The sequence below is a fragment of the Xanthomonas sp. CFBP 8445 genome (genome assembly GCF_025666235.1).
Classification (GTDB): domain Bacteria; phylum Pseudomonadota; class Gammaproteobacteria; order Xanthomonadales; family Xanthomonadaceae; genus Xanthomonas_A; species Xanthomonas_A indica.
Genome location: NZ_CP102594.1, coordinates 1,670,634 through 1,686,080 on the forward strand (window position 1 = coordinate 1,670,634; position 15,447 = coordinate 1,686,080).

Sequence of the window (15,447 nt, forward strand, 5' to 3'; positions counted from 1 at the left end):
CGGGGTCGGCGGAAAGACGGCGATTTTAACAGGCCGCATTGGCGCTAGGCCCGCATTCGGGCAACAATTCGCCCCGGATACGCCGAGTACTGGACCCTTCATGCGCCGCAGCCTTGCCTTCCTCCTGTCTTTCGCGCTGTGCCTGCCCGCCGCGACCGCCCTGGCCCAGGCCGAGCTGCGCACCGAGGGCGACGTGGCCGGCGCCACCGGCCCCTACGATGCCGAAGTGCCGGTCAACAGCCAGAGCGAGGGCGACCGCAACGGCGCGCTGTCCCGCGCGCTCGGCGTGGTGCTGGGCAAGATCTCCGGCGACAAGGGCGTGATGTCGCGGCCCGGGGTGACCCAGGCGCTGCGCAACGCCAAGAACCTGGTCGATACCTTCGACTACCGCCAGGACCAGGGCACCTCGCCGAGCGGCGCGCCGACCTTCCGCACCATCCTGGTGGCGCGCTTCCGCCCGCAGGACGTGGACGGCCTGGCCGCGGCGCTGGGCCTGCCGGTGTGGCCGCAGCCGCGGCCCAAGCCGGTCGTGTGGCTGGCCATCGACGACGGCAGCGGCCCGCGCCTGGTCGGCGTGCAGCAGTCCAATGCCGCGCGCAGCCTGCTCGACCGCGCGATCGAGCGCGGCTTCCGCCTGGGCCTGCCCACCGGCAACGCCGCCGAGCAGGCCCTGGCAGGCGCGATCTGGCGCCAGGACACCGCCGCGGTGGCCAGCGCGTCTTCGCGCTACAGCCCGCCGATGCAGCTGATCGGCAAGCTCTACCGGGGCAAGGCCGGCGGCTGGACCGCTGACTGGACCTTCGTCGACGGCGGCAAGGTGCTGTCGACCTGGTCGGCCAGCGACGCCGACGCGCGCCGCGCCATGGCCAGCGGCGCCGACGGTGCCGCCGACGCCCTGGTCAAGCGCTACGCCAAGGCGGTCAGCGCCGGCCCGGCCGGCATCTACCGCGTGGTGATCACCGGCATCCGCAGCGCCGACGACTACCTGCGCGCCTCCGCCGCGCTGCAGAACGCCTCGGTGGTGCGCCGCATCGTGCCGATCCGCGCCGACGGCGATCGCCTGGAACTGGATCTGGACCTGCTCAGCGGCGTGTCCGGCCTGAACCGCATGCTCGGCCCGGACGGCGCGCTGCAGCCGGTGGTCGCGCCGGTCGAGGGTCCGGTGATCCTCAACAGCGAGCCGACGGAGTACCGCCTCAAATGACGTTGTCGCCCGAAGCCGAGATCGCGCTGTTCCTGCGCCGCCTGAAATGGACGGCGGTGATCGTCGGCGTGCTGTGGGTGGTGTGGCTGCTGGCGCCGATCCTGACCCCGTTCGTGCTGGCGCTGCTGCTCGGCTGGCTCGGCGACCCGCTGGTGGACCGCCTGGAGCGCGCCGGGCGCTCGCGCAACATGGCGGTGACCCTGGTGTTCGTGCTGATGGTCCTGCTGCTGGTGCTGGCGCTGGTGATCCTGGTGCCGATGCTGGAGCGGCAGATCGTCACCTTCATCGACGTGCTGCCGCAGGCGCGCGACTGGTTCATCGGCACCGCGATCCCGTGGGCGGAGCAGAAGACCGGGCTGGAACTGATGACCTGGCTGGATCCGGAGCGGCTGATCGACTGGATCCGCGGACACTGGCAGCAAGCCGGCGGCGTCGCCGCGACCTTCTTCGGCTACCTGTCGCGCTCGGGCTTCGCGATGGTCACCTGGGTGGTCAACCTGGTGCTGCTGCCGATCCTGACCTTCTACTTCCTGCGCGACTGGGACCTGCTGGTCGCGCGCGTGGCAGCGACCATCCCGCGCAACCACGTCGGCACGATCACCCGCCTGGCGCAGCAGTCCAACGAGGTGCTGGGCGCGTTCATCCGCGGCCAGTTCCTGGTGATGCTGGCGTTGGGCGTGATCTATGCCGGCGGCCTGACCCTGGTCGGCCTCAAGCTCGGCCTGTTGATCGGCATCGTCGCCGGCCTGATCAGCTTCATCCCCTACCTGGGCGCCACCACCGGCATCCTGCTGGCGGTGCTGGCCGCGCTGGTGCAGGCCAAGGGCTTCGACCTGCAGTTGCTGATCCTGGTCGGCGTGGTGTTCACCGTCGGCCAGTTGCTGGAGAGCTACGTGCTGACCCCGCGCATCGTCGGCGACAAGATCGGCCTGCATCCGGTGGCGGTGATCTTCGCGGTGATGGCCGGCGGCCAGCTGTTCGGTTTCCTCGGCATGCTGCTGGCCTTGCCGGTGGCGGCGGTGGCCAACGTGCTGCTGCACTACCTGCACGAGCAGTACCGGCAGAGTGATCTGTACGCGGGCGAGAAGTCGGCGATCCTGCTGGATACCGCCACCGAGCGCACCACCATCATCGAACTGCCGCCGCGCAGCCCCGATCAGCCGTGAGCGTGCCGCAACTGCCGCTGGCCTTGCGCTATCCGCCGGAACAGCGCCTGGACCGCTATCTGGGCGCGCCGGACGGGCTGCTGGCGCAGTTGCAGGCGGTGGCCGACGGCGCCGCCGCCGACTGGGTGTACCTGTCCGGGCCCGCCGGCACCGGCAAGACCCATCTGGCCCTGGCGGTGTGCGCGGCCGCGGAACAGGCCGGGCGCAGCGCCGCCTACCTGCCGCTGCAGGCCGCCGCCGGGCGCCTGCGCGATGCGCTGGAAGCGCTGGAAGGACGCAACCTGGTCGCCCTCGACGGCCTGGAAGCGATCGCCGGGCAGCGCGAGGACGAAGTGGCGCTGTTCGATTTCCATAACCGCGCGCGCAGCGCCGGGGTGACCCTGCTGTACACCGCGCAGGCGATGCCCGACGGCCTGGCGCTCAGCCTGCCGGATCTGCGCTCGCGGCTGTCGCAGTGCACCCGCATCGCGCTGGCGCCGCTGGACGACGCCGGCCGTGCCGCGGTCCTGCGCGAACGCGCCCAGCGCCGCGGCCTGGTGCTGGAAGACGCGGCGATCGACTGGCTGCTGACCCATGCCGGACGCGACCTGGCCGGCCTGATCGGCCTGCTGGAGCGCCTGGACCGGGAATCGCTGGCGGCGCAGCGGCGAGTGACGGTGCCGTTCTTGCGGAGGCTGGGAATGGGGAGTGGGGAATCGGGAATGGGGAAAAGCTGAAGCGCCAGAACTGAAGCAGTACGCAGAAGCAGGAAAAGCAAAAAGCAGTTGCAATCGACGCACTGATTGCCGCTGCAGGCAAAGATGGTGGCGGGTGCAGGATTTGAACCTGCGATCTGGGGTGAGCGACAACACATGCCGCGATTGAGGCTGCCGAAGCTCGCGGAGCTCAGCTTTTCCCCATTCCCGATTCCCGATTCCCCACTCCCAGCCCCTCATCCAATTCCGCGAGCCGCTGCGGCGTCCCCACGTCGGTCCAGCGGCCGTGATGATGTAGACCACGAAGCTGGCCCTGCTCGGCCTGCGCGCGCAGCAGCGGTACCACCGAGAAGCGGGGCGGCGCGCCGGGCGCGGCGGGTGCCGGCGCGGCGATGGTCTGCCAGTCGTGCAGCAGGGCCGGGCGGTACATGCCGATGCCGGCGTAGGTCAGCAGCAGGTCGCCGGCGTTGCGGACGCGCCCGTCGTCCTGCAGGGCGAAATCGCCGTGCGCGGCATAGGCCGGTGGGTCCACCAGCACCAGTTGCGCCAGGCCGGGCGGCTCCGGCGCCAGCCGGGCGAAATCGAAGTCGGTCCAGATGTCGCCGTTGACCAGCAGGAACGGCGCCTCGCCGAGCAGCGGCAGCGCGTGAAGCATGCCGCCACCGGTTTCCAGCGGCGTGGCGCCTTCGTAGGAATAGGCGATGCGCAGCCCGAACGCGCTGCCGTCGCCAAGCGTCTGCGGGAACTGTTCGGCCAGCCAGGAGGTGTTGATCACCACCTCGCGCACGCCGAGCGCGGCAAGCTTGCGCAGGTGCCAGACGATCAGTGGCGTGCCGCCCACCGCCAGCAGCGGCTTGGGCGTGTGCGCGGTCAGCGGTCGCATGCGCTCGCCCAGGCCGGCGGCGAAGATCAGCGCCTTCATGCCCCGGCAGCCGCGCGCTGCGCCAGAGCCGGCTTGATCCGCGTCTGCAGCAGTTGCGCCAGCGGCTGCAGGCTGGGGTGCCGCGGCAACGCCTCGTCGAGGTAGGCGATGAAGCGCGGCACGTTGTCCAGGTACCAGGCCTTGCCGTCGCGGTAGTTGAGCCGCGCGAAGATGCCCAGGTTCTTCAGGTGGCGCTGGATGCCCATCCACTCGGCGTCGCGCAGGAACTGCGCCAGCGGCGGCACCGGGATCCCGGCCTGCAGCGCGCGCGCGTGATAACCGGCCAGCCAGGCGTCCACCTGCGCCAGCGGCCAGCTGACCGTGGTGTCCTTGAACAGGCTGACCGGGTCGTAGGCCACCGGCCCGACCACGCAGTCCTGGAAATCCAGCACCGCCGGGCCGTCGGCTGCCGGCATCAGGTTGCGCGGCATGAAGTCGCGATGCACCAGCACCTGCGGCTGCGCCAGCGCGTTGTCCATGAGCTGGCGCTGCACCCCGTGCAGGGCTGCGCGCTCGTCGGCCTCCAGGGTGATCCCCAGGTGGCGCTGCAGGAACCAGTCCTCGAACAGCCCAGCATCGCGTTGCAGCAGCGCCTCGCCGAACACGCCCATTCCCGGTGGCGGCGCGATGGCCTGCAGCCGCAGCAACTGGCCGAGCGCGGCGGCGAAGTGCGCGTCCGCCGTGGTCGTGTCCAGGCATTGGGCCAGGGTCGGTTGCCCCAGGTCTTCCAACAGCAGGAAGCCGGCCTCTGCGTCCTGCGCCAGGATTTCCGGCACCCGTACCCCGCCGCCCTGCAGCAGGGCGTGCATACGCAACCACGGCCGCACGTCTTCCAGGTCCGGCGGCGAATCCATCACGATGCGGCTGATGCCGCGGCCGTGGCTGCGCCAGTAGCTGCGCTGGCCGGCGTCCACCGAGGCGCGCTCCAGCGTCGCCTGTGCGTCGTCGAGGGCCGTGCGCGCCCAGGCCAGGCGGTGCGCGGCGCGTGCCGCAAGGACATCGGGAACGGTCGGGCTGGCGCTCATCGGCAGGCTGTGGCGGAAACGAGCCGCACAGCGTAAACGGGCGCCGCCGCCGTGGCGAGCGGCGCCGCGTGCCTCAGCGTTTGCTGGAGAACAGCCGCAACAAGGCGAGCAGGGCGATGGCGCCGAGCAACGCACCGAGGAAGCCCGCCGGCTCGCCGCGGCTGTACCAGCCCATGTAGTGGCCGAACCAGCCGGCCAGCAACGCGCCGGCGATGCCCAGCAACACGGTGAACAGGCAGCCGGAGCGCCCGCTGCTGGGGCCGAGGAAACGCGCCAGCAGGCCGACCACGAAGCCCACCAGGATGATGTAGAGCCAGCTGTCGCTGCCGAACAGAGTGTGCATGGAGAGCGTTCCGGACGTGGAAGGGAATCAGCGCCGGATCGTGCCAGATCGACTGTGATGGCGTCGATGCTTGCGTGCGCGGCGCAGGCGGCCCAGCCAACGGGGCTGGCCGCTCACGCTACCCAGCGATCACGCCACGGATGAGGCGTCACGTTTGGACCGACGCCTCTCCTGCAGCAAACCAGGGAAGTCAGGCAGCCAGGAAACCGGCTCCGCCAATCCCCAATCCCGACTCCCCAATCCCGGCCTCTCAACAGCAGCCGTGCCCGCCATGCTGCTCGCCGCCGGCCACCGCCGCGCTGCCGGTGGTCTCGCCGCGCAGGCTGGCGGCGTGGTGGGCCGCAATCACTCGCGACACGCAGGCGGTGACCCGCTTGCCCATCGGGATGTGCAGGAACTCGTTGGGGCCGTGCGCATTGGAATGCGGACCGAGCACGCCGGTGATCATGAACTGCGCGCCGGGGAACTTCTCGCCGAGCATGCCCATGAACGGGATCGAGCCGCCTTCGCCCATGTACATCGCCGGCTTGCCGAAGGCTGCCTGCGAGGCCGATTCGATCGCGTCGGTCAGCCACGGCGACTGTGCCGGCGCGTTCCAGCCGGAGGAGGATTTCTCCAGCGCCAGTGACACCTCGGCGCCATACGGCGGGTCGCGCAGCAGCACCTCTTTCAGCAGTTCGCCGGCGCGCTTGCCGTCCAGCGTCGGCGGCAGGCGCAGCGACAGCTTCACCGCGGTCTCCGGGCGCAGCACGTTGCCGGCCGAGGCCAGCGGCGGCAGCCCGTCGGCGCCGGTCACCGACAGCGCCGGGCGCCAGGTGCGGTTGAGCACCAGCTCCGACAGGTCCTCGTGCATCGGCCGCATGCCGGGCAGGAACGGGAACTTGCTGTAGACCTCGTCGCCCAGCACCTCGGCGACCTTGCGCGCCTGCGCCAGCCGCTCCTCGGGAATCTCGGCGTACAGGCCCTCGACCTTGATCTTGCCGGTGGCCTCGTCCTCCAGCCGCGACAGCAGGTCGCGCAGCACGCGAAAGCTCGACGGCACCACGCCGGAGGCGTCGCCCGAATGCACGCCTTCGCTGAGCACCTTGACGCTGAAGTTGCCGCCGGCCAGACCGCGCAGCGAGGTCGTGCACCACAGCTGTTCGTAGTTGCCGCAGCCCGAATCCAGGCACACCACCAGCGAGGGCTTGCCGATCCGCGCCGCCAGGTGGTCGACGTAGGCGGGCAGGTCGTAGCTGCCCGATTCCTCGCAGGCCTCGATCAGCACCACGCAGCGTGCGTGCGGGATGCCCTGGTCCTGCAGCGCCTGGATCGCCGCCAGCGAACCGAACAGCGCGTAGCCATCGTCCGCGCCGCCGCGGCCGTACAGGCGGTCGCCCTTGAGCACCGGGGTCCACGGGCCCAGATCGGCGTCCCAGCCGGACATTTCCGGCTGCTTGTCCAGGTGCCCGTACAGCAGCACGGTGTCCTCGCCGGTCGCCTCGCTGCTGGCCGTTACCTCCAGGTAGATCAACGGGGTGCGGCCTTCCAGTTGCACCACCTCCACCTGCAGGCCGGGGATCGCCTGCGCCCGCGCCCAGCGCTCCATCAGCGCCACCGCATCGGCCATGTAGCCGTGTGCGACCCAATCGGCGTCGAACATCGGCGATTTGTTGGGGATGCGGATGTAATCGACCAATTGCGGGACGATGTCGTCATCCCACTTTTCGCTCAGGAAACGGTCGATCTTGGCACTGTCCATGAAAAACTCCGAATTGATTGCACACGTGTGCAGCCATTCTACGCCCCGCTGCCCGTGTAGGGTTTTTCCTACACAGCGACGCGCCGTTTACCTGCTGTTTGTGACGCGCTCCGACGATAGGCTTTACCCATGTGGCGAGCGATGCTGACCACGCCGGCAGGAAAGGCCGGCGAAGTCCCCATCCAAGTCACAAGGAGCGTTGCCATGCAGTCTTTTATCGTGGTCCTGAAGTCGCTGGTCGTTGCCCTGATGCTGTCCGGTTCCGCGCTCGCCGCGGACAAAGTCAACATCAACTCCGCTGGAGCGGAGGAAATCGACCAGGTGTTGGTGAACGTGGGAGCCTCCAAGGCTCAGGCGATCGTCGACTACCGGCAGGCGCACGGACCTTTCAAGAGCGCCGAGGAACTGGCCCTGGTGAAAGGCATCGGACTCAAGACGGTCGAACGGAACCGCGACCGGATCGACGTGGGCGCCACGAAGGCACCCGCGCCGACAGCCGCCAAGCAGGCAGCTGCCAAGCCGGTGGAAAGGCGTTAAAGGGATTTGCAACGAAAGGATAGGGCCGGTGCTGGACGCGCGGCCGCAGCCTCACTGAGCAGGACGCGAAGGGGGAAGGCAGGAAGCCGACAGGGAGGTACATCGTCGCCCGGCGTTGCACAGTGACGTGCAGCCGGGCGATGTTTTTTTGGGGGGCATGGCGCGTCTTGCGTGGCCCCTGCCGGCTAGCCAGGGACAGGCGCCGATGCCGCGATCGTGCAGAATGTGTGGATGGACTGGTACATGCTGCCCGCGCGAGTGATTCCCGCCAACGCGTATCGCCGCGAACGCTGGCGCAATGGCCTGGGCTGGACCCGGGAGATCCTGCGCCTGCCGGCATCCGGCGACGACTGGCTGCTGCGCCTGTCCATCGCCGAGATCGAGCAGGATGCCGCGTTCTCCGCCTTCCCCGGGATCGACCGCGAACTGGTCCTGCTGCGCGGAAACGGCGTGCGCCTGCGTTTCGACGATGGCGATGAGCAGGTGCTGCAGGACCCGTATGCGCGCCTGCGCTTCGCCGGCGAGCGGCCGCTGCGCGGCGAGTTGCTGGACGGGCCGACCCACGATTTCAACCTCATGTGGCGACGCGACCGGCTGCGCACGCAACTGCTGCACCGGCCGCTGGTCGGGCCGATGTTGTTCTTCGCCGAACCCGGTGTCGCCTGGGCCGTTCATCTTCTGGCAGGGCAAGCGCAGTTCGATGCGGCCAGCGGACTGCCGCCACTGGCGGCCGGCGACAGCGCCTGGTTGGCCGCCGATGCCAGGCGCCGCTTCGCTTTGAGCGGGGGTGGGGAGTTGCTGGCGATGCGCATCGAGGCCGCGCCGACGCCCACGGACTGAGCCTGCGCGACCCCGCGCGCGGGTCTTGCGGCGTCGGCGCCGACCGCGTCCAATGCGCGGGCGCGGCCATCCGGGCCGCACAGCGGAAGCCGACAGGTGCTCTCGGACAACAGGTGGTTGGCGAAAATCCTGGTAGCGGACGCGGACGCGGCCTTGCGCGACCGGATCCGCGATTACCTTGCCTGCTTCAACCTGCAGACGCACGACGCCGACAGCGCGCCGCACCTGCAGGCGCAATTGGCGGCCGGGCATTACGACGCGGTGGTCCTCGACGCCGGCCTCGACGGCGCCGAGGGCCTGCGCCTGTGCCGGCAACTGCGCGACCGCGGCGATATCGCCATCGTGATGATGGGCGACCGCGCCGAACCGGTGGACCGGGTGATCGGGCTGGATCTGGGCGCGGACGACTTCCTGGTGCGGCCGCCCGACCTGCGCGAACTGGTGGCGCGGCTCAACGCCGTGCTGCGCCGGGTGCGTGCGACGCAGCCGCCGCCGGCCGCACACGGCGGTTGGCAGGTCGATGCCGCGCGTCACCAGGCGGTGGCGCCGGACGGGCGGACGATCCCGCTGTCGCCGGGCGAACTGCGGCTGATGGCGGTGTTCCTCGAACAGCCGGGCGAGGTGCTCAGCCGCGAAGTGTTGCGGACGGCGCTGGGCGACGGCGAGGCCAGTGCAGTGGCGGGCAGCCGCGGCATCGATCTGCAGGTGTCGCGGTTGCGCCAGAAGCTCGGCGACGACCCGCTGGTGCCGCAATGGATCCGCACGGTGCGCGGCAAGGGCTATGTATTCGAACTGCAGCGCATGGGGCTGCCGGCCGCGCGCTGAGGGCGTGAGGGTGTGGCGGTGTGGCACTCCTGGCGTCGCCGCGGCCGAAGCAGAGCCCGCAGTCGTCACCGCAGCCTCCGCGGGTGGTGTCGCAGCGCGTCGTCCGGCACACGCCCGGTGCGTTGTATCGCGTGGTGACGGGTGTTCTTGGTGACCGCGTCGCGTGGAGCAGTGCGCTGCGCTCAGGCCTGCGCCAGCGCGGCGAAGGCGCTGCTGCGCCGTTCCTGCACGCCACCGTCCTGGCGCAGCAGAAAGCGCACCGCGAGGCCTTCGCGCTCGGCACAGGCCAGGCCCGCCTCGGCACCCAGCACGCCGAGCGCGGTGGCCCAGGCATCGGCCCGCATGGCATCGGCGGCCGCCACGGTGACCGTGGCCAGCGTCGCCGCGATCGGCTGGCCGCTGCGTGGGTCCAGCAGGTGCCCGTAGCGCCGGCCGTCCTGTTCGAAGTGGTGCCAGCGGTCACCGGAGGTGGCCACCGCCAGGCCGTCGACCGCGAGCGTGCGCGGCGGTGCATCGCTGCGCACGCCGTCCTCCGGGGGCGTCTCCAGCAGCACCCGCCACGCCTGCCCATCCGGTTTGCGGCCATAGCCGTAGAGATCGCCGCCCACCTCGACCAGCGCGCTTTCCACGCCGCGTGCCTGCAGTGCCCGGACCGCCAGGTCGACGCCGTGGCCCTTGGCGATCGCCGACAGATCCAGGTGCAGTCCGCCCGGCTGGTGCCAGCGGCCTTGCGCGTCGACGCTCAGCCGGCGCCAGTCGCCCGCGGCGCGGGCCTGTCGCAGCGCCGTGGCGTCGGGCACGCGCCGATTCCCGGCGGTGGCGCCGAAGCCCCATAGGCCGAGCACGGTGCCGATCGTGGGATCGAAGGCGCCACCGCTGCGCTGCGCCACCTCCACCGCGCAGTGCAGCACCGTGTCCAGCGCGGCGGGCAAGGTGTGCCAGGTGCCGGCATCGGCGCGGTTGTAGCGGCTGAGGTCCGATTGCACGTCCCAGGTGCTCATCTGGGCGACCACCAGATCGAGCTGCGCCTGGATCGCATCGCGCAGCGCATGCAGATCGCTGCCGTGGGGCGGCAGCAGCCTGGCGCTCCAGCGCGTGCCCATGCTGCTGCCGTGCAGCGTGGCGATGCCGGCGCTGGGGCGGGACGCGGTGTGCGAAGCTGGGTGACTCATATTTCGAATTGACGCGGGAATGCAGCGTCAGAGCGCACGCGTCTGGCGATGCGCGACCCTCTGCTGGCGATGTGTTCGGCGTTGCGGTCGCCGCGCGCGCTCATGTCTCCGACCAGTCGCGCAGCAGGTTGTGGTAGACGTTGGTCAGGCGCAGCAGCGCTGCCGCGTCCGCGCCGCTGGCGGTCAGCGCCTGGATCGTGGTGTCCAGGTCGAACAGGGTCTGCCGCCGGCCGGCGTCGCGCACCAGGCTCTGTACCCAGAAGAACGAGGCCAGGCGCGCGCCGCGGGTCACCGGCGCCACCCGGTGCAGGCTGCTGGACGGATACAGGATCAGATCGCCCGCAGGCAGCTTGACCTCGTGCTCGCCATAGGTGTCGTGGATCAGCAGCTCGCCGCCGTCGTACTCCTCCGGCGCGCTGAGGAACAGGGTGCAGGACAGGTCGCTGCGCACGGTCAGCGTCGGCTGCGCGGCGGTGGCGGCCTGGGTCATCACCGCGCCATCGACGTGCAGGCCGTAGCTGCCGCCGCCGGTGTAGCGATTGAAGCGCGGTGGGATGGTGCGCAGCGGCAGCGCCGCGGCGAAGTACAACGGGCTGCGCGCCAGGGCGCTCAGCACCGCCTGGCCGAGGTCCTGCTTCAGCGGCGAGGCATCGGCGAGTTGCTGGTTGCGCTTGACCTGCGCGCCCTGCGTGCCGACGGTCTCGCGGCCGTCCACCCAGTCGGCGGATTGCAGTGCCTGGCGAAACCGCGCGACCTCATCGGCCGTGAGGATGTCGGGAATGTGCAGCAGCATCGGGCGCTCCGGCGGTGGACGCCCAGGATAGGGCGTCCACCGCGCATTGGCAGGCGCGGTCGGTCAGAACCGGACCTCGGCGGTCAGCAGCACCGAGCGCGGCGCGCCGGGCGTGTAGCGGAAGCCGCTCTTGTTGATGGCGGCGACGTAGTCCTTGTCGAACAGGTTGTAGGCGTTCAGGCGCAGCGCCACGTGGTCGTTGACCGGATAGCTCAGCACCGCGTCCCACACGGCGTACGACTTCACGAACGCCGGCGTGCCGACCGCGCCGTCGCGGCCGCGCTTCATCTCGCCCGAGTAACGGACGCCGCCGCCGACGGTCAGCCCGAACGGCAGGGTGTAGGTGGTCCAGGCGGTGAACGCACTGTCCGGCGTGTAGGCCAGGTCCTGGCTGCCGTCCTGCGAGACCGTCGTGCCTTGCCGCACCCGCGCATCCAGCTTGGTGTAGCCGCTGGACAGCGACCAGCGCTCGGTCAGCTTGCCCACCGCCGACAGTTCGATGCCCTGCACGCGCTTCTCGCCGCTCTGGTAGTACAGCCCGTCGCTGCCCTGCACGATCTCGTTGTTCACGTCGGTGCGGAACAGCGCCAACGTCGCGAACAGCGCGTCGTCGAGGAAGTTCCACTTCGTGCCGACCTCGGCGGTCCTGGCCTTCTGCGGGTCGAAGCGCGGATTGTTGGCGTTGTTGGCCGAGGCGCTCAGTTCCAGCGTGCTGCCGCCGGGCGGCTGCTGCGAGGTGGCGAAGTTCGCGTATACGCTCACGTCCTCGTTGGCCTTGTAGACCGCGCCGAATTTCCAGCTGAACAACGTGTCGGCGATGTCGGTGTCCAGGCCGACCACGGTGGCGCAGGGCGCGGCGGTGGAGGTGGCGGACGTGCAGACCAGGCTGTCGAAGTCGGTCTTGTAGCGGTCGGCGCGCACGCCGGCGGTGACCAGGAAGCTGTCGCCGAACTTCAGCGTGTCGAAGGCATAGGCCGAGTAGGTGGTGGTGGTGCCATGGCTGCGCGCGCCGTTGCGCGCCGTGCGCAGTGGCGTGGTGTTCCAGTCCGGCGCATACAGGTTGGCGGGATTGGCCGCTAGCCAGGCGGCCCGGTCGACGAGATTGTGACCCCAGCTGCGCAATTCCTCGCGCGAGGCTTCCACGCCGGTGCTGAGGTTGTGCTGCACCGCGCCGGTGGCGAAGTCCACGCGCAGGTTCAACTGGTCGGCGAGCAGGGTGTACTGCTGGTCCTTGAAGGTCGGCAGGCTGCGCGCCACCGTCCAGGTCACCGGATCGGCCGGATTCGGCGTGCGCAGGTTGGCGGCGTTGGGCATGAACGCGAACAGCAGGTAATCCTGTTCGTTGCGGCCCCAGCGCGCCGTATTGGTCAGCTTGACCGTGTCGGACACGTCGTGCTCGATGCGGAAGGTCGCCATCTTCGCGGTCACGTCGTCGTGGTCGGCGCGCGTGCCGTAGAAATTGGCGCTGTCCACGCGTGCGGCGCCGCCGAGCCACGGCCGCGTGGGATCCGGCGAGCTGTAGCCGGGCAGGCCGATGGTCGGCACGCCGCCGTCGGGCACGTTGTCCTGCTTCACGTACAGCAGGTCGAGCAGGTAGCGCGTCTCGGTGCCCAGGCCGAACGCCAGCGACGAGGCCAGGCCCCAGCGCTTGTTGGCGACATGGTCGCGGCCGATGGCGTCGCTGTCCTGGCCCATCACGTTCACCCGCAGCGCACTGCTGGCGCCCAGGGCCTGGTTCCAGTCCGCGGTGGCGCGGCGCTGGCCATGGTCGCCGCCGGACAGCGTGGCGCTGCTGGCGTTGTCCAGGTGCGCCTGCTTGCTCACCAGGTTGATCGCGCCGGTCGGCGCGCTACGCCCGTTGTCGGTGCCGGCCGGGCCTTTCTCGACCTCGATCTGCTCGATGTTGAAGACGTCGCGCGAGATCGAACCGAGGTCGCGCAGCCCGTCGACGAAGATGCTGCTGGAACTGTCGAAGCCGCGCATGTAGATCGCATCGCCGGTGCTGGTATTGCCGTTCTCGCCGACATAGAACGTGCCCACGCCGGGGCTGTTGCGCAGCGCTTCGGTGAGGGTGGTGGCGCCCTGTTCGTTGAACAGGTCCTTGCCGATGATGTTGAGGGTCTGCGGGGTGTCGATCAGCGGCTGGGTGAACTTCGGCGAATCCGGCACTTCCACCAGGTAGCGCTTGGCGCGCTGGGCCTGCACGTCGACCTGGTCCAGCGTCGTGGGCTGGTCGGCCGCCGCCGCGTGCGCGGAGGAGAGCAGGCTCAGCCCGCCGAGCAGCATGGCGGTGGTGAGGGTCGTCGGTGCCGCGGCCTGGCGGGTCACGGTGTGTTTGCGGCGCTTGATCGGAGAGGTCATGGGCGGTTCGGTTTGCAGGATGGATGACACCCCGGCCGCGGACGCCGACCGTTCCTCACTAGGAGCGGGCGCGGCGCCAGGGTCGGCGGCAGTGCGAAAGGGTGTCTGCCGCGAGTGCGATGCGGGCAGTGCGTTCATTTTCCATGCAAATGCGAATTGTTTGCAATCTCTTTGTCGTTTCGCGCCGACGATTTCATTGCCGCATGGTCGTTGGCACTTGAGCAGGTGTCCGCCGCCCGGTCGGTTGGACGGGTGCCCGGTTCGGGGTTCGGTCGGCGGATGGAGTGCTGCCCGGAAGGGCGAGGCCGGACAGCGCGTCCGTGGCTATGTTCGCCCTACGCTCGACAGCGGGGCGGGGCCAAGGTGCGAACGCCGCAGGATGGCGCGTCGCTACGAGGATGGCCGCCGACACCGCCGGCGTCAGAGTACGCAGGCGTGTCGTGGAGAAATGCGCGCCGGCGACGCGCGGTGACCGAAAGATGCCGGCATGACGCAGCCTCGGGATGCGCTATCGGGTCGATCACCTCGACCCGAGCGCGCTCTCAAGGCGAAAACGCGCTAGTCGAGTTTTCCCTCGGACCAGCAGATCTCCCAGGTGTTCGGGTCGCCGGATCCGCTGCACCCATAGCGAATGGAAATCGTGGGCAGGATCCCGTCCAGGCTGCCGTAAATGTTGGTCAGAAAGCCGGGTTCGACTTCCACCGGCTTGATGTGCGCGCTGTCCAGCACCTTGGTCCAGGTCCCGGTAAACGCGTCCTCTCCTTCCGCGCGATACACGCAGACGCCTTTCGCCGTCCCCCACTCGGGATAGGCGGGACCATAGCTGGAGTCCAGATGCGCCTCGCAGACGCTGGCCATGTAGTAAAAATAGTGTCCGTTGTAGGATCCTGGCGCAAAGCCGAGCGCGGGCTTGGCATGCGATATGCCGCTTTGCCCGTTCAAGGTGAGGCCTTTCTGGCTGAGCTTGCGCTTCTCGCCGAAGTTGATGGCGTCCGGCGACTCCCGGTAGAAATAAGTGATGTCGCCGTTGCCATCCACATAGGTGTAGATGGTTCTGATGCCGGCTGCGCCGTCCGCGCTCCAGGCAACGGATTGTCCTGTGCCATAGGTGCCAGGGTCGCCGTCATGGATCACGGGCGCGTCGTGCTTCTTCCAGTTGATGCCATCGTTGGAAAACGCCACGGCGATGCGATTGTCGATGCCGTTGCTGCCAGGCCGCTCCGTGGTGTAGTACATCACGTAGCTGTATTCCTGGCCTTGGTAATTCCAGCGTCCACGGGTCACCGTGGGGTCGCAGGTGTGGACGCCTTCCCAGGTAAGCGGGCGTGCGCCGCGCAAGAACTGATTGGCTTGAAGGACAATCACGGGAGCGCTCCAACTGCCCGTTCCCGTGCGCTCGCGGTATTTGACGACGTCATGGCCATTCAAGTGACCGCACCACCACACTTTCTCTTTTCCATCCAGATCGATGAGCGAACTGGGGGAGTAGTCCCATCCGGGCTGGTCGAATAGCAGTTCGCCTTCGGAAAAGGCAGCGGCGTGCGCCGCGGGATGAGCGGCTGCGAAGAGCAGGCCCATGGAAAGAAGAAGAGGAGTGCGCATTCGCTGGACCGTGGCTGACGTCGAATCAGTATAGGTGATTCGTTGAAAGCGACGGCGGGCGAACGATCCAACTCGATACGCGAAGGTCTTGCGATGGTCGCGGTTCTCGAGCGCTACAAAACAAGCGCATGGCGATCGCGCATGCGCTTGTGGTCGGGACGAGCGAATTGCCTGCCCATGCTGGCCGGTCATGGGGCCGCAATGCTTGCAGCCCCGAGCGA

Annotated in this window: 14 protein-coding genes; 6 read left to right on the forward strand and 8 right to left on the reverse strand. The window is 69.2% G+C overall.

Going from position 1 to position 15,447, the window contains the following annotated elements; all coding sequences use genetic code 11:
• Positions 1 to 100 precede the first annotated feature (100 nt).
• From NUG21_RS07000 to hda, 3 genes are read left to right on the forward strand one after another with little or no spacing between them, the layout of a single operon-like run.
• Complete coding sequence (locus NUG21_RS07000; protein WP_242080813.1) at positions 101 to 1,204, forward strand: DUF2066 domain-containing protein; 1,104 nt, start codon at positions 101 to 103, stop codon at positions 1,202 to 1,204.
• The gene (locus NUG21_RS07005) at positions 1,201 to 2,370 is read left to right on the forward strand and encodes an AI-2E family transporter (protein WP_019796858.1); all 1,170 of its coding nucleotides are present in this window, start codon (positions 1,201 to 1,203) and stop codon (positions 2,368 to 2,370) included. The genes NUG21_RS07000 and NUG21_RS07005 overlap by 4 nt, the downstream gene beginning before the upstream one ends.
• Positions 2,367 to 3,086, forward strand: a complete 720-nt coding sequence (gene hda, locus NUG21_RS07010; RefSeq protein ID WP_263392664.1) for a DnaA regulatory inactivator Hda — start codon at positions 2,367 to 2,369, stop codon at positions 3,084 to 3,086. The genes NUG21_RS07005 and hda overlap by 4 nt, the downstream gene beginning before the upstream one ends.
• Before the next feature lie 169 nt (positions 3,087 to 3,255).
• Here the strand turns inward: hda and murU are convergent, their stop codons facing one another.
• The 4 genes from murU to NUG21_RS07030 form a co-directional block, all read right to left on the reverse strand.
• Positions 3,256 to 3,987, reverse strand: coding sequence for an N-acetylmuramate alpha-1-phosphate uridylyltransferase MurU (gene murU / locus NUG21_RS07015; RefSeq protein ID WP_263392665.1), 732 nt, complete (start codon positions 3,985 to 3,987; stop codon positions 3,256 to 3,258).
• A complete protein-coding gene (locus NUG21_RS07020; RefSeq protein WP_263392666.1) occupies positions 3,984 to 5,012 on the reverse strand; it encodes an aminoglycoside phosphotransferase family protein in 1,029 nt (342 codons plus the stop codon). Before NUG21_RS07020 ends, murU begins: the two co-directional genes overlap by 4 nt.
• Before the next feature lie 73 nt (positions 5,013 to 5,085).
• On the reverse strand, positions 5,086 to 5,355 hold the full coding sequence (locus tag NUG21_RS07025; protein ID WP_010344083.1) for a GlsB/YeaQ/YmgE family stress response membrane protein: 270 nt from the start codon (positions 5,353 to 5,355) through the stop codon (positions 5,086 to 5,088).
• 250 nt (positions 5,356 to 5,605) lie between these two features.
• A complete protein-coding gene (locus NUG21_RS07030; RefSeq protein ID WP_263392667.1) occupies positions 5,606 to 7,096 on the reverse strand; it encodes a M20 family metallopeptidase in 1,491 nt (496 codons plus the stop codon).
• A 204-nt stretch (positions 7,097 to 7,300) separates the two neighbouring features.
• Between NUG21_RS07030 and NUG21_RS07035 the strand changes: the two genes are divergently transcribed.
• The 3 genes from NUG21_RS07035 to NUG21_RS07045 all read left to right on the forward strand — a co-directional run bounded on the left by NUG21_RS07035 (position 7,301) and on the right by NUG21_RS07045 (position 9,298).
• The gene (locus tag NUG21_RS07035; RefSeq protein ID WP_017909203.1) at positions 7,301 to 7,633 is read left to right on the forward strand and encodes a ComEA family DNA-binding protein; all 333 of its coding nucleotides are present in this window, start codon (positions 7,301 to 7,303) and stop codon (positions 7,631 to 7,633) included.
• A 231-nt stretch (positions 7,634 to 7,864) separates the two neighbouring features.
• The gene (locus NUG21_RS07040) at positions 7,865 to 8,473 is read left to right on the forward strand and encodes a HutD/Ves family protein (RefSeq protein ID WP_263392668.1); all 609 of its coding nucleotides are present in this window, start codon (positions 7,865 to 7,867) and stop codon (positions 8,471 to 8,473) included.
• Between the two features lie 96 nt (positions 8,474 to 8,569).
• On the forward strand, positions 8,570 to 9,298 hold the full coding sequence (locus tag NUG21_RS07045) for a response regulator transcription factor (protein ID WP_160945767.1): 729 nt from the start codon (positions 8,570 to 8,572) through the stop codon (positions 9,296 to 9,298).
• Positions 9,299 to 9,480: 182 nt separating this feature from the next.
• Here the strand turns inward: NUG21_RS07045 and NUG21_RS07050 are convergent, their stop codons facing one another.
• The 4 genes from NUG21_RS07050 to NUG21_RS07065 all read right to left on the reverse strand — a co-directional run bounded on the left by NUG21_RS07050 (position 9,481) and on the right by NUG21_RS07065 (position 15,418).
• A complete protein-coding gene (locus NUG21_RS07050) occupies positions 9,481 to 10,401 on the reverse strand; it encodes an FAD:protein FMN transferase (protein WP_263393049.1) in 921 nt (306 codons plus the stop codon).
• 169 nt (positions 10,402 to 10,570) lie between these two features.
• Complete coding sequence (locus NUG21_RS07055) at positions 10,571 to 11,263, reverse strand: Fe2+-dependent dioxygenase (protein WP_242080820.1); 693 nt, start codon at positions 11,261 to 11,263, stop codon at positions 10,571 to 10,573.
• Positions 11,264 to 11,326: 63 nt separating this feature from the next.
• Positions 11,327 to 13,624, reverse strand: a complete 2,298-nt coding sequence (locus NUG21_RS07060; protein WP_263392669.1) for a catecholate siderophore receptor Fiu — start codon at positions 13,622 to 13,624, stop codon at positions 11,327 to 11,329.
• A gap of 558 nt (positions 13,625 to 14,182) precedes the next feature.
• On the reverse strand, positions 14,183 to 15,418 hold the full coding sequence (locus NUG21_RS07065) for a hypothetical protein (protein ID WP_263392670.1): 1,236 nt from the start codon (positions 15,416 to 15,418) through the stop codon (positions 14,183 to 14,185).
• Between the last annotated feature and the right edge of the window lie 29 nt (positions 15,419 to 15,447).